The organism is Allobosea sp. P4_C6, assembly GCF_056402015.1.
Genome location: NZ_JBFUIF010000066.1, coordinates 1 through 13,884, shown reverse-complemented (window position 1 = coordinate 13,884; position 13,884 = coordinate 1). Strand labels below are relative to the sequence as shown.

14 protein-coding genes are annotated in these 13,884 nt (G+C 63.5%); 2 read left to right on the top strand and 12 right to left on the bottom strand.

What is annotated here, in order from left to right; genetic code table 11:
• Window positions 1-1,513 precede the first annotated feature (1,513 nt).
• Window positions 1,514-2,515, top strand: a complete 1,002-nt coding sequence (locus tag AC1DVA_RS24490) for a D-cysteine desulfhydrase family protein (RefSeq protein ID WP_476807580.1) — start codon at window positions 1,514-1,516, stop codon at window positions 2,513-2,515.
• 211 nt (window positions 2,516-2,726) lie between these two features.
• Here AC1DVA_RS24490 and AC1DVA_RS24485 read toward each other — a convergent pair whose 3' ends face one another.
• Window positions 2,727-3,230, bottom strand: a complete 504-nt coding sequence (locus AC1DVA_RS24485) for a YciE/YciF ferroxidase family protein (RefSeq protein WP_476807579.1) — start codon at window positions 3,228-3,230, stop codon at window positions 2,727-2,729.
• Between the two features lie 275 nt (window positions 3,231-3,505).
• Between AC1DVA_RS24485 and AC1DVA_RS24480 the strand changes: the two genes are divergently transcribed.
• The gene (locus tag AC1DVA_RS24480; protein WP_476807578.1) at window positions 3,506-4,222 is read left to right on the top strand and encodes a fumarylacetoacetate hydrolase family protein; all 717 of its coding nucleotides are present in this window, start codon (window positions 3,506-3,508) and stop codon (window positions 4,220-4,222) included.
• Here the strand turns inward: AC1DVA_RS24480 and AC1DVA_RS24475 are convergent.
• From AC1DVA_RS24475 to AC1DVA_RS24425, 11 genes are all read right to left on the bottom strand, one after another.
• Window positions 4,219-4,506 carry a DUF7696 family protein gene (locus AC1DVA_RS24475; protein ID WP_476807577.1) on the bottom strand — a complete coding sequence of 96 codons (288 nt, stop codon included), beginning with the start codon at window positions 4,504-4,506 and terminating at the stop codon, window positions 4,219-4,221. The genes AC1DVA_RS24480 and AC1DVA_RS24475 overlap by 4 nt on opposite strands.
• A gap of 113 nt (window positions 4,507-4,619) precedes the next feature.
• Window positions 4,620-5,327, bottom strand: coding sequence for an enoyl-CoA hydratase/isomerase family protein (locus AC1DVA_RS24470; RefSeq protein ID WP_476807576.1), 708 nt, complete (start codon window positions 5,325-5,327; stop codon window positions 4,620-4,622).
• A 5-nt stretch (window positions 5,328-5,332) separates the two neighbouring features.
• On the bottom strand, window positions 5,333-6,109 hold the full coding sequence (locus AC1DVA_RS24465) for an enoyl-CoA hydratase-related protein (protein ID WP_476807575.1): 777 nt from the start codon (window positions 6,107-6,109) through the stop codon (window positions 5,333-5,335).
• Complete coding sequence (locus AC1DVA_RS24460; RefSeq protein ID WP_265055407.1) at window positions 6,106-6,819, bottom strand: ABC transporter ATP-binding protein; 714 nt, start codon at window positions 6,817-6,819, stop codon at window positions 6,106-6,108. Before AC1DVA_RS24460 ends, AC1DVA_RS24465 begins: the two co-directional genes overlap by 4 nt.
• Window positions 6,806-7,519 carry an ABC transporter ATP-binding protein gene (locus AC1DVA_RS24455; protein ID WP_265055406.1) on the bottom strand — a complete coding sequence of 238 codons (714 nt, stop codon included), beginning with the start codon at window positions 7,517-7,519 and terminating at the stop codon, window positions 6,806-6,808. The genes AC1DVA_RS24460 and AC1DVA_RS24455 overlap by 14 nt, the downstream gene beginning before the upstream one ends.
• Window positions 7,516-8,484 (bottom strand): branched-chain amino acid ABC transporter permease, encoded by a 969-nt coding sequence (locus tag AC1DVA_RS24450; RefSeq protein ID WP_476807574.1) that lies wholly within the window; start codon window positions 8,482-8,484, stop codon window positions 7,516-7,518. Before AC1DVA_RS24450 ends, AC1DVA_RS24455 begins: the two co-directional genes overlap by 4 nt.
• A 2-nt stretch (window positions 8,485-8,486) precedes the next feature.
• Complete coding sequence (locus AC1DVA_RS24445; protein WP_265055404.1) at window positions 8,487-9,356, bottom strand: branched-chain amino acid ABC transporter permease; 870 nt, start codon at window positions 9,354-9,356, stop codon at window positions 8,487-8,489.
• A gap of 30 nt (window positions 9,357-9,386) precedes the next feature.
• Window positions 9,387-10,553, bottom strand: coding sequence for an ABC transporter substrate-binding protein (locus tag AC1DVA_RS24440; RefSeq protein ID WP_476807573.1), 1,167 nt, complete (start codon window positions 10,551-10,553; stop codon window positions 9,387-9,389).
• Window positions 10,554-10,601: 48 nt separating this feature from the next.
• A complete protein-coding gene (locus AC1DVA_RS24435) occupies window positions 10,602-12,164 on the bottom strand; it encodes a class I adenylate-forming enzyme family protein (RefSeq protein ID WP_476807572.1) in 1,563 nt (520 codons plus the stop codon).
• Window positions 12,154-12,891 carry an SDR family NAD(P)-dependent oxidoreductase gene (locus tag AC1DVA_RS24430; RefSeq protein ID WP_476807581.1) on the bottom strand — a complete coding sequence of 246 codons (738 nt, stop codon included), beginning with the start codon at window positions 12,889-12,891 and terminating at the stop codon, window positions 12,154-12,156. The genes AC1DVA_RS24435 and AC1DVA_RS24430 overlap by 11 nt, the downstream gene beginning before the upstream one ends.
• Window positions 12,848-13,630 carry a TetR/AcrR family transcriptional regulator gene (locus AC1DVA_RS24425; protein ID WP_476807571.1) on the bottom strand — a complete coding sequence of 261 codons (783 nt, stop codon included), beginning with the start codon at window positions 13,628-13,630 and terminating at the stop codon, window positions 12,848-12,850. Before AC1DVA_RS24425 ends, AC1DVA_RS24430 begins: the two co-directional genes overlap by 44 nt.
• Window positions 13,631-13,884: the final 254 nt, after the last annotated feature.

Sequence of the window (13,884 nt, the reverse complement as noted above, 5' to 3'; positions counted from 1 at the left end):
TTGCCCATGGCGAGCATGCTGATGCCAACAGGTGAACGCTCGACAAAATAATTGAGAGCAATTCGACCCACCGACGGCTCACTCTTACTCCACCATGTCGGCCGTCTCTCGCATGCTCCGCACGAGCGGCGCCTCGCGCCGTTAGCGGGTTTCTGGTTCACGGCAGAACAGCTCCTGCCATCCAGCTTCCGTCATCGGGCTCTGGCCTGCCGCCTCGTCGAACGCGATATCCGATCATAGCGAGATAGGCTGAGGAAAAAGGTAACTCCCGATGCGCAGCCTTTCTGGCGCTCACGAAAGCAACTGCACGCACCGCAAGCATCGTAAGCCGTTACGGTGCGTTCAGTTGCTTCAGCCATTCCCTATGATCTTATAGGCAAACGCCATCGAGGGGCTGGCCACTAGTGCCGCGATGATGAGACCAAGACGAAACCACATAGCGTGTTCCTCCGTCTCCTTGACGTAAGGAGACGGAGGCGATCCGACAAGGTGCGCCGTCAACTTGGCCTGAGGGGTTTGATGCTGATACCTGTTGGCATCCAGCAATCTCGCAGATCATCCCGACGCACGGGCCAGCCCAATCAGGGTTCCCCGGTGTCGATCAAACCACTAGCGGCGAACGCCGACTTTGTTGACCCCACCGTTGCGAATGCCGGGACGGGTTCGCTGTAACGGCACCAACCGTGCCGGGCCGAGCCACGAGACGAACACCGGGCCGCGCGACGCACCCACCGGGATATCCGATATATTGCAGTAAACGACAGCGTTTGCGACTTCGGTTGTCGCGGCAAGGCCGGTGAAGGCGATTCCGACCGTCGCTAGCGAAAATAGCGTCAGCTTAGAAATCCGCGACGACGGGGGCACCAGGTGGGCGCCAGCACCCCCGCCGCCGCTTCCGACGAACCCGCCTTGCAGGGCGGTCTCGYCGCTGTGAGAACCGCGGCCGTGCGACCTCACCTTTACACTTTGCACGGGACTGCCCCGGAGGACCAATTCTAACCTKGACGGGTGGGAACTCCGCTGAGGCTACCTCGTTGTGGCAGCGCAGCCGTTGCTTGTTACTAGGCGGCGGCGGTGATGGTTCTCTGCCAAGATGACCATCGAAGGGAGCCGGCATACACCCCCCGCTGGCTCCCTTCTTCTACCGCCGATCAGGAAGCGAGCCGCGGATGTACCGGCAGCGCCCGATCGGCAGGTAGCCATGGAATTCAGTAGCGGCCGTTCGCCAGCAGGCGACGACGGTCACCGGCCCGGCACTCCGAAAGGGGGCCGGGCCTTTTCATTTCAGTTTCGCCTCAACGCGGCATAGCGATCGATCTCTGCCCGCAAAACGAAGGAGCAAAGCCCGAAGAGGCAACGGTCACACGTTCGAATCGTGTCGGGCGCGCCGCGAGTGTGGCGCGGATCTTCTGCGTCGGTGACGCACAGCCGGCAGGCAGAAGCAAACCACCGGATCATCATCCCGGTTGTATGATAGCGTCGCTGACAGGATGAGGGGTGGGAGCCTGCTTACATGAATGAACGCGACAAGGTCCGGCTGGCGACGTTGCCTACACCGTTCGAACGGCTACCACGCCTGTCACAGGCTCTGACCAGCAATGACCAAACCCCGGCGATCTGGATCAAGCGTGATGACTGCACCGGCTTTGCCGGAGGCGGAAACAAAGCGAGGAAACTCGAATATTTGGTTGCCGACGCATTGGAGAGCGGCGCCAATATGCTCGTGACAATGGGCGCGATCCAGTCGAACCACGCTCGCCAGACCGCAGCGGCGGCCGCACGACACGGACTGGGTTGCCTGCTGCTCTTGAGCGACTTGGTGGCGAACCGGGGAGATGCCTATCGAACGAATGGGAACTGGCTGCTCGACAAGGTGTTCGGCGCGGAGATCCGCGTCCTTGCTTCGAGCGAGGACAGTTCCGCAATCGCTGCAGAGACGATGGCCGGACTGACGGCGCAGGGGCGGAGGCCCTACTTCATCCCGGTCGGCGGCTCGAATGCGCTCGGGAGCCTCGCCTATCGCGACGCGCTTCTGGAGTTGGCGGCCCAGGCAAAGGATGAAGGCTGCTGCATCGACCATATCGTTCTGCCGACCGGGAGCGGCGGCACCCATGCCGGCATTCTGGCGGGCGTCGAGGAGGCGGGGTTGCCCTGCCGCGTGCATGGCATCAGCGTCTCGCGCTCAGCGGAGCAAGCGCGCGCGATCGTTTCCGGTTTGGTTGAGGAGATTTTTGCTCTCGAAGGTCGTCAACGCGAAACCATGGCTGTCTTAGACATCGACGACTCCCAGGTAGGTCCCGGATACGGCCAGCCCACTGCAGCAATGACAGAAGCTGTCGAGTTAGTGGCCCGCACAGAGGGGATTCTGCTAGACCCGGTTTATACCGGCAAGGCCATGGCAGGCCTTCTGTCCTTGGTCACGAATGGAGCCGTCGCTCGCGGTGAAACTATCGTCTTCTGGCACACTGGCGGTGCCCCTGGTCTCTTCGCGTATCCAGAGGTGTTTCATCGATAAGTTCGAAGCGGCTGCTGGTCGGTAGGCTCCAAGAGCCGCGCCCCGGCACGCGTTTCGGGTGGCGCGAGCCCCAGCCAATCGGCGATGCGGGATATTGAGAAGGAGCGAGGCCCGAAGAGGCAAAGGTCACAAGTTCGAATCGTTTCGGGCGCGCCGCGAGTGTGGCGGCGATATCCCGCCACACCGAGCTATCCTGGATCCCTGGCGAACGTCAGTTCGTCAGTTTTTTCTTGCTGGTTGATCCGGACCCGTTAACCGTTGTCACCGCCAGCGTCGTCAGTTTGGCATTTGCCGCCTTTTCCTCGTCTAGGATCGACGTCAGAAGCTCGTGCGCTTCGGTGTGCCCCAGGACTTTCGCCCATTCGCGCAGTGTTCCATAGCGGGCAATCTCGTAATGCTCGACGGCTTGTGCGGCGCCGATCAAACAGACGTCGCGTGCGTGGCCTTCTGCCTCTTCGATAAGACCGTCCGCCTCTTTCAGTAGACCGGCCATAGCATCACATTTCTCGCCACTGGCCTTCAGGCCCAACGACTTGAACACGGATTCGAGTGTCGTCACATGGCCTTTTGTTTCTTTCATGTGATCGTCGAATGCCTGTTTCAGCTCGGCGCTTCCTACCGCTTTGGCGACTTTTGGCAGCGCCTTGAGAAGGGCGTTCTCAGCCCAGTAAATGTCCTGCAGCGTGTGCTCAAAAGCTTCCTGGAGTGTCTTCATTTCGACGTCCTCTATAAGCAGCAACATCCCCCGGACTTGAGGGGCACATGGCAATGTGCAGACAACGTCTGGCTGTAGGGACCGTTCCCAAGCAGCCTCTTGAAGATGGCCGAACCAGTTGTGAAAGTTCGAACGGGCGAGGACGGAAGGCAACGGTCACATGTTCGCGTCGAGTCGGGCGCGCCGCGGTTGTGGCCCCGGTCGGCATTCGCCTGATAGACAGCCACAACCTGCCGTCTATGCTCGTATCTCTTTCGACAATATCGCAGGTCCTCATGAACACCGACGAGTTCGCCGTCCGAGCGCCGCTGGCGACGACCTTGCCCGTCATCGGCACATCCGCACGCTTTCCCGTTCGGCGAATCTACTGCGTCGGCCGCAATTACGTCGCTCATGTGCGCGAGATGGGTGGCAACGAGACACGCGATTTTCCACTGATCTTTCAAAAGCCGGCCGATGCGGTGGTGCAGAATGCCGGCGTCGTGCCCTACCCGCCTATGACCGATGACTTCCATTTCGAGCTCGAGCTTTTGGTCGCGATGAAGTCAGGCGGCTACGACGTCTCTCAGGAGTCGGCGCTCTCGCATGTCTATGGCTACGGAATCTGCCTGGACATGACTCGCAGGCGGCTACGGGACACGCCAGCAGGACCGAGTCTCCCCTGGGAGCTGAAGAAGTCCTTTGACCATTCGGCGCCATGTGGGCCAATCCATCCGGTGGAGCGGGTCGGGCATCCAGCGAGTGGTCGCATCAAGCTTGAGGTCGACGGCCACGCGAAGCAGGATTCGGACCTTTCGCTGATGATTTGGCGCATCCCTGAAATCATTGCGACATTGTCGAAATACTACGCGATCGAACCCGGCGATCTGATCATGACCGGCACACCTCACGGGGTTGGCGCGGTCCTACCGGGCAATGTCCTGGTCGGCACGATTGAGGGCCTCGGAAGCTTGACGGTAACGATCGGCGAAACACCCAAGAAGCGCGCCTAGGGCGCGGCCGCGATCTCGGAGCATCGTCCAGTCCGATCCCCGCCGCTTCGGCAATGCGGGATTTTGCGAGCGACCGCGGCGTCGCCCAGAATGCTTTTCATGCCCCGCATGCCGTCCTTCTCGCCTTCGAGCGCCTGATTGCGCTGCGCCAGAGTGAGCCCCGCCAGGAACGCGACCTCGCACTCGTGGCGCCACTCCTCCGAACAGGTCGAGACCTCACGCTCGGAACGATACAGTCCAGTAAGTGAAGGCCGAGGGCGGCCACGGCTTTCAGCCGCCCGCAATTTGAACCCGCCGCGCCGGTGGTCTGCAGTGAGGCGACCGTCGAATGTCCCCTAGTGGGCAGACATCTCATGTCCGGAACTGGCGCCTCGAAGAACACGACGATCCAGTCCGACTATCCTGCTGCAGTACCCATTACGTTCGCGGCAAGATCACGCTCAAATTCGTAAGCTGTCCATAGGTTCTCTTCGTCCTCACGGTTGAGGCAGGACTTTATCTCTGCGCGCAGACGGCCTTTCAGTAACTTCGCCATCTCATGCGCGAGCGCAACGGCTCGCTCTAGAACGCGCGCCGGTGTGTCGGCTAGCTCCTGGACGAGACCGATCTGATGCGCCCGCGTGCCCGAGAGGGGCTGACCCGTATAGGCCAGAAGCCGCGCCTCTCCCTGCGAGAGCACCTCTCGTACAATCCGGTAACCGCCAAAGGCGCCAACCTTGACTTCGGGCAAAGCCAGCCTGGCGTCTGCTGTCGCTAGCCTGATGTCGCAAGCACAGGAGAGCATAAAGCCCGACCCCATCGCCGCGCCATGAATGGCCGCGATGGCGGGGATCGTGCTCTCGCGCACCGCCTTCATGCCGTCGCGGACGGCACCGGTTCCGGCAAGCGTCTCCTCGGGTGTCAGCGCGGCGAACTCTCTAAAATCATTGCCGCCGCAGAAGTGCTTGTGCGGCAGCCCCGTGAAGACCATCGCAGCAACGCCATCCCGCTCCAGCCCCGCGATAATCCCCGGTAAGGTCCGCCAATGAGCGAAGCTGACGGCGTTGACCGGAGGGTTGTTGAACCGGATGACGGCCACCTCGCCTTCACACTCGACCTCGAACATCGGCGTCAACCCCGCGTCGCATAAGAGGGCGCGCGCTTTTCCAGGAAGGCGAGCGCGCCTTCCTTGGCTTCGGGCGTCCGCCGTACGGCGGCCGTCAGCGTGCATTCGAACTCATAGCCTTCCTTGAGGGTCATGAATTCAGTGCGGTTCAACCCCTGCTTGGCCAGCCTGATGGCCGGCGGGCTCTTGCTGGCAATCTCCTCCGCCAACGCCATCGCCGTCGGCATCAGGTCCTCAGGGGCTACCACCTGATCGACGATATGCGCCTGCAGCGCTTCCTGGGCAGAGAGCCGCCGCCCCGTATACATCATGAGCCGGGTCATCCCCTGCCCGGCAAGGCGCATGACATGGCGCGAGCCGCCGAGCACGCCGACATCGATCTCGGGCAGCGCGAACTTCGCCTTCTCGGAGGCGATGCGGATGTCGCAGAGCGAAGCCAGCACGATGCCGGTGCCGACGGCGGCGCCGTTGATCGCGCCGACGATGGGGATGGCGCAATCATACATCGCATTGAAGGTCAGGCGGACATGGGCGAGATACTCGGTCGCCTGGTCGAAATCGAGATCAACGAAGTCGTTGACGTCGTTGCCCCCGCAGAAGACCTTGCCGGCGCCGGTGAACACCGCGACTCGCAGGTCGTTGTCCTCGCCGAGCCGGTGGAAAGTCCGACGCAACTCGTCATAGACCTCGAGGCTCACCGCATTGGCGGAGGGTCGGTCCAGCGTCACGACGGCGAGGCCGCGATCGACCTCGACCTTCACGAACTTGTTGTGATAGCTCATCGTTGTGTCCTCTTCTTGCCGAGATAGCTGTCCTGGATGGCGTTCGAGGCCATGATCTCGCTGGCCCGTCCGTCGGCGACGCAGGTACCCGTTTCGAGCACGACCGCGTGGCGTGCTATCATCTGCGCGAGCGCCAGATTCTGCTCGACGAGCAGGATCGCGACGCCGGTCTCGGCGATGCGATTGACGGCTTGGGCGACCTGATCGACCGCCTTCGGGGCGAGACCCTGACTGGGCTCGTCGAGAAGCAGAAGGCGCGGCCGCGACATCAGCGCGCGCGCCAGCGCCAGCATCTGCTGCTCGCCGCCCGAAAGCAGCCCGGCACGCTGGCCCTCGCGTTCGAGCAGGATCGGGAACAGCGCGAAGACGGCGTCGTAGTCGTTCGTGCGCGGTTCGCCATGGACATAGGCGCCCAGCCGCAGGTTCTCGCGAACGGTCATGTCGCCGAAGACCTGGCGGCCCTCGGGCACGAGGGCGATGCCGCGCTTCACCCGGTCGGCCGAGGACAGCCGCGTGATCTCCTCGCCATCGAGCAGGATCGTGCCGCCCCAGGCTGGGATCAGGCCGGTTAAGACGCGGCACAACGTCGTCTTGCCGGCAGCGTTGGCACCCATCACCACCGTCGGGTCGTCGGCCTGGACCTCGAAGCCGAGTCCGTGCAGCACCTCGAGCCGGTCATAGCCGGCACGCAGCCCTTCAATCCTCAGCATCGGCAGCCCTCCGTCCGAGATAGACGTCGATCACCTTCTGCTCAACCTGGCATTCCTCGGGCGTGCCCTCGAACAGCAGGCGGCCCCGATCGAGCACCGCCACGCGCTGCGACACCTCCATCAGGAAGCGCACATTGTGCTCGACGAGCAGGACCGTGATGCCGGTTGCATTCCAGCGGCGAACCAGCGCCCCCAGCCTTTCGACCTCGGCCGTCGTCAGCCCCACCGCCGGCTCGTCGAGCAAGAGGAGGCGCGGCCTGAGCGCCAAGGCGAGCGCGATGCCGAGATGGCGCAGCGTCGCGTAGGGCAGGTCGCGCGCCGTGCGGTCGAGCACATCGCCGAGATTGCAGGCCTCGATCAGTTCGTCGACGCAGGCCGGATCGGGCGAGTGGACCGAGGCGATGCGCAGGTTCTCGCGAACGGTGAGCCCGAGGAAGGCCCGCGTCTGCTGGAAGGTGCGCACGATGCCGCGCCGAACCGTCTTCGCGATCGGCCAGGGGCCCTTCGCTCCGTCGAAGACGATGTGGCCGGCGCTCGGGGCGATCAGCCCCGAGACCATGTTGATCAGGGTGGTCTTGCCGGCGCCGTTGGGCCCGATCAGTCCGAAGATCATGCCTTCGGGCACGTCGAGCGAGACGCCGGCGAGTGCCACGACGCCGCCGAAGCGCGCCTCGATGTCGCGGATCTGGAGCAGGCTCATGGCGCGCGCTCCCGTCCGCCAAGGCGACGCGCACCCCGCGAAATCAGGCTGGCGATGCCCTGGGGCGCGAAGATGATGAACACGAGCAGAAGCACGCCATAGGCAAGCAGGCTCAGCGTCGCCGCCACCCGCAATCCCTCAGGCAACGCCGTCAGCAGGGCCGCGCCGAGGATAGGGCCCCAGAGCGTGCCCATGCCACCGACGACGACCAGCGCGACGAGCTGGAAGCCGGTCCCGAGCACGGTGAAGCTCTCGGGCGCGATGAAGGAGGAGATCGCGGCAAACAGCGCGCCCGCCAGCCCGGCGAACACGGCGCTGAAGGTAAAGGCTGCGAGCCTCGCGGAGGCGACGCGGATGCCCAGCGCCTGCGCCAGCGTCAGGTCCTCGCGCACGGCGAGGCACTCGGCACCCAGCCGCGAGCGCACGAAGGCGAGGGCAGCCATCAGCGTGGCGAAGAGCAGGCCCAGCGCGAGCAGCGCACAATAAGTCGTCGTGCGCAGCGGCAGCCATGCCGGCTGCTCCGGCCCGGGAATGCCGACAAAGCCGCCGACGCCACCGGTCAGTCCTGGCAGCACCAGGAAGAGTTGGTGCCCGATCAAGCCGATGCCGAGCGTCAACACCGCGAAATACAGGCCACGGGTACGGAAGGCGAGTAGCGCTATTAGCGCGCCGGCCGCCCCCGTCAGTGCGCCGCACAGCGGCAGGGCTGCCCAGAAGGACAGGCCGTAGCGCGCCGTCAGGAGCGCGCAGGCATAGGCGCCAAGCCCGTAGAGCGCGCCATGGGCGAGCGAGAGATAGCCGGTGAAGCCGAGCAGCACGTCGAAGGCAACCGCCAGAGTCGCGAAGATCGCGCCAATGGTGACGACATAGACGAAGTAGTCGTTGAGGGTCAGCGTCAGACCGCCGGCCAGCGCGAAGATGAACGATGCGATGAAGGCCGATCTGGAAAGGGGCATGCTGGCCATGATCAGCGCTCCACCTGGGCGCGGCCGAACAGTCCCTGCGGCCTCACGAGCAGCACGAGGACGAGGATGGCAAAGGCACCGATGTCCTGAAGCTCGCTTGCGATGTAGCCAGCGACCAGAACCTCGGCGACACCCAGCACCAACCCGCCGAAGACGGCGCCCCAGAGGCTGCCGATGCCACCCAGGACGAGTACCACGAAGGCCTTCAGCACCGGATTGACCCCCATGGCCGGATAGATCGGAAAGGTCGCTCCGAGAAGCGCTCCAGCGATCGCGCCGAGACCTGCGCCGATGGCGAAGGTCGCGAAGCGGACCTTCACCATCGAGATGCCCATCAGCATCGCCGCGTCGCGATTCTGCGCCGTGGCGCGGATCGCGAGCCCGAGCCGGGAGCGGTTCAGCACCAACCAGACCGCAGCGAACGCGGCCGCGAGGCTGCCCATCACCAGGAGCTGGAGCTGCGTGACTGCAAAGAACGCGGTCCGGATCACGCCTGTCAGCGGGGCGGGAATGGTACGTGCCTCCGTGCCCCAGATCAGCGTCGCGACCTGCTGCAGGATGATCGAAGCCGCAAGTGCCGAGATCATCAGCGAGAGGGGTGGCGCCGTATCGATCGGCCGGAACACGAGCCGATCGACGAGGCAGCCAAGCATCATGATGCACAGCACCGAGATGAGCATCGCGAGCCAGAAGTTGATTCCGGCCGCGACAAGGGCATATGTGACAAAGGCGCCGAGCATGTAGAATTCGCCATGCGCGAAGTTGGGGATCAGCAGCACGCCGAAGATCAGCGTGAGCCCAAGCGCAACGAGCGCATAGGTCGAGCCAAGGGCGAGACCGTTGACCAGCTGCTGAGGAAGGAGTTCGAGCATGGTGAAGACCTCTGGTTCAGTGCTGCCAAGTCACTGCGGGACCTTGGCGAGCGGCTCCCACGCCTGGCCCTTCCAGATGCTAACGACGCCGCGCAAATCGACTTGACCCTTGTCGTCGAAGAGCTTGCCGTCCGGTTGGGCGCTGTACTTCGTCACCAGCGCCGGCACCTCTGCCAGCTTGAGCTCGGTCAGCGCCTTGTTGACCGCGGCGTTCTCGATCGAGCCCGCCTTCTCGAAGGCGGCCTTGAGCATGTGCACGGCGTCGAAGGAGAGCGCGGTCAGTTCACCTGGTGYGTCGCCGAACTTGGCGCGGTAGGCGGCGTCGAGCGCCTTCGCCTTGTCGTCGCCCAGCTTGACGTAATCCTCGGTGGTGGGCGGGATGCAGTTGAACACACCCTCCATCTCCGCTGCCGAGATGTTCTTCAGGACGGTCGAAGGTGGCGAGACCATTTCCCAAACGATCTGGCCGTTGAAGCCGAGCTGTCGCGCCTGCTTGGTGATCAGCGCGCCCTCGGCCGGATAGCCCCGGATCAGCAGGACGGCCGGGTTCTTGCCCTTCAGATTGGTCAGCGCGGCGGAGAAGTCGGTATCGTTGAGCTTGTAGTATTCCTCGCCGAGGATTGTCGCGCCCAGCCCCTTGAGATCTGCCGAGAGCTTTGCCTGCGAGCCCATGAAGCCGGCATGGAAGCGGTCGGTCATCATAGCGACCGACCCGAATTTGCGCGCCTTGAAAAGGTCGACGACCGCGACATTGTAGCCGCTCACGGTCGCCTGGTTGCGAAAGATATTCTTGCCGTTGGTCAATTCGTCGGCGATCGAGCCGTCGATGATCTGCGTGACCTTGTCGCTGCGCTCGATGATCGGCTTGAGGGCCGGCGCCACGCCGCTCGCCAGCGGTCCAATGATGAAGCGGACATCGGCCGCCATCAGCTTACGCAGTGCGGCCACGCCCACGGTCGGGCTCGCCTGGTCGTCCTCGGTCACGACCTTCAGCTTGTAGGCCTTGTCGCTGATCTTGACGCCGCCGGCGGCGTTGATCTGCTCGGCTGCGAGCTGGATGCCGCGGCTTTCGGGCAGGCCATAGAAGGTGGCAGGGCCCGTGATGGGGTGAAGATCGCCGATGGCGATCTCCTGGGCTGCCGCGGCCGAAAGGCCGGCAGCAAGGCACAATGATAGCGTTGCCAGAAACTGCTTCATTTTTTATCCTCCCGTTGTGAACACAAGAACCGGTCGTGCCGTGGCGTTTCAGGCCGCAGTTTCCGCCAGCTTCTTCTTGATCTCGTGTTTCTTGATCTTGCCCGCAGGGGTCTTGGGCAGTTCGTCCATGAAGACGACCTGCCGCGGCGCCTTGAAGCCCGCGATCGTGGCGCGGACATAGGCAATCAGTTCCTCGGCGCTCGCGCCGCTCTCAGGCTCAGGCACGATAGCGGCGACGACACGCTCGCCATAATCATCGTCCGGCAGGCCGAAAACAGCACAATCTCGAACCTTCGGGTGAGCGATCAGCGTGAGTTCAACCTCCTTGGCGAAGATGTTCTCGCCGCCGGAACGGATCATGTCCTTCTTGCGATCGACGAGGTGGACGAGTCCCTTCTCATCGACGCGACCGAGATCGCCGGTGTGCAGCCAGCCGCCGGCAAAGGCCTCCTGCGTCGCCTCCGGACGGTTGAGATAGCCGCTCATCAGCGCAGGCGAACGGATGCAGATCTCGCCGAGTTCGCCTTGGGGAACCTCATTCATGGCGTCGTCGAGCAGCGCGACCTGCGTGCCGGGAACCGGCCGGCCGATCGAGAGCGGCTGGTCGAGCGCCTCTTCCGGCCGGTTGATGCAGATATACGGCCCGCCTTCGGTCAACCCGTAGGCGTTCGCGATGCCGATCCCGACTGCACCGCGCTCGCGAAAGGCATCGACGATCTTCAGGATCAAGGTCGAAGGGTCGTAGTTGGCATAGGCAATGAGCTTCATCGCGCTCATGTCACTCGTCGGCCAGGCTTTGGATTCGACCATCTGGCGCAACACCAGCGGGACGCCGAACATGCCGTTGCACCGATGTGTCTCTATCATCGCGACCGCGCTCTCGGGCTCGAAGCGCTCGGCGATCACGGCCGCGCCGCGCTGAATGAAATAGATCTTGAGGTAGTCCCAGGCGCCGGTGTGGAAGAGCGGCATGTAGCAGAAAAACCGCTCACCCCGCTTGATGCCGAAGACCGGCAGCGCATTCAATGCGTCCAGAATTGTGCGCCGATGCGAGATGACTGCGCCTTTCGGCCGCCCGGTCGTGCCCGAGGTGTAGAGCACGAGATGCGGATCGTCCCAGCTTCGGGCCCGCGCGACCGGCTTGTTTGGAACCATCGCGGTCATCGCAGCGAAAGCCACGACGCCATCCTGCGCCGGGCCGCGCAGCACGATCGTCGGCTTATCCGCGAGCGGCTCGATCGCTTCCTTCGTCAGAGCGTGGAATTCCGGGCTAGTGACCACCAGCCGGGGCTGGCAGTTGTTAAGGATGTAGGAGATCTCATTGGCGCGCAGCCACATATTGACCGGCACCAGGACGGCGCCCATGCCGGCCAGAGCATAGCCGAGCAGCACATAATCGTCGCTGTTGCGGTCAAGCACGGCAACACGACTGCCATGCCCAATGCCCAGTGCCGCGAGACCGTTCTGGATCGCGGCCATGTCTTCAGCGAATTCACGCCAGTTACGGATGCGCGTGCCGAAGATCAGCGCGGCTTCATCTGGCGCCCAGCGCACATTGTCGGCCACGATATCCGACAGCAAATAGGGCAGTCCCGCGCTTTCAGGCTGCACTGAAGCCTCCATCGACCATGACTGTCGAAGCCGTTGTGAAGGACGACCAGTCGGAACAAAGGAACGCGGCGGTACGGGCGATATCCTCCGGCCGACCCAGGCGTCCGATGGGGAGGACGGTCGGCTTGGAGTAGGCCAACGTCTTTTGTGTCATTGGCGTCTCAATCACGCCCGGGCAGATGCAGTTGACGCGGATGTTCTTGGAGCCGCACTCGATCGCGAGGGCGCGCGAGAACGAGAGGACGCCTCCCTTCGAGGCGGAATAGGCGTTGAGCTTTTCCCAGCCTGTCACAGCGACGACTGAGGCGACCGTAACGATGCTGCCGCCGCCCCCTCTTTCCATGGCCGCGACGGCCGCACGGCAAACATAGAAGGTGCCGGTCAGATTGACCGCTATGATCTTGTCCCAGGTCTCGTCCGTGACGCGGGTGATCGGCCCGTCCGACGAAGGGCGCCAGATTCCGGCGCAGTTGACCACGGCGTCGATGCCGCCAAAGGCCTGCTCGACGGCCGCGAAGCCCGCATCGACCGAGGCAGCGATCGAGACGTCGCAGGCGTAGCCGAGATGGCCGGCGCCGCATAGTTGCCGGGCGGCGGCCGACGCCGTCGCCTCGTCGAGATCGAGAACCGCAATCCGGGCACCGGCTTCCGCGCAGATCTGGGCGACGCTTGCCCCGATGCCGCTAGCGCCGCCGGTGACGAGGACCCGTTTGCCCTCCAGCATCATGTTGCTCACCCTTGTCTTCCTCGGTTGATGCGCTCTCCGGCGCGTCTGGACGCTTAAGCGCGGATGCGCCTTGCGCGGCCGTTTTCGACCTGTCGTGATCCTCGCCGTCGGCGCCCCTTCGAAGCGCGACCCCGTCAAGCGCCAAACGAGCGAGTTCGGTGGCGATAGTCTGAGGAGTGGCTCCTGCATGGGCTGYCCAACGATGCACCGTCGACAGCAGCCCGAGGATCGCGAGCATCGCGATCTGGGGATCCTGCATACGGAATTCGCCGCTTGCCTGGCCTTCCTCGATGACGTGCCTGACCCAGGCTTCGAACTCGCGCTCGCGGGCGGCAAGGCCCTTGCGCGATGGGGCATCGAATTCATGGCGCTCGCGCCAGAAGATCGTCAGGAAGCGACGGTTCTCGATGTTGTAGAGCACCTGCGTCTCGACAAGCCGGCCAAGACGCGCCGCCGCACCGCCCGGCGAATGCGCTAGAGCCTCCATCGTCTTGAAGAACTCCACCGTGACGTCTTCGTAGAGAGTCTCGAGCAGATGCGATTTGTTGCGGTAGTAATGGTAGATTGCCGGCTTGCTGACCCCGCAGGCATCCGCGATGTCGTTCATCGAGGTGGCGCGAAAACCCTTGCTGTCGAAGAGGTCGAGCGCCCGCTCATAGACGATGCGGCGCACGCTCTGCGCGCGGCTTCCGTCCGCTCCCGTCCGGGGGAGCGCCTTGATCGGGATCGATCTTCTCATCGGCGTTTCCTCACGGCCCGGTCTAACGCCGTGCTCGACAAAATGGATATTACTTACCGGTCGGTAAGATTGTCAATCCGCACAACTCTCGTTCATGCGACAATCTTGAAGATACCGCCCGGTAGCGACCGGACCGGTTGCGATCTTATCGGCTCCAGCTCGCAGCTGGACCCGCAAGAACCTACCGCGTTTGCCGATTTGGTGATTCATTGGCTCATCGGCGCACGGGGCGGATGATTGCGATGGAACAGCGG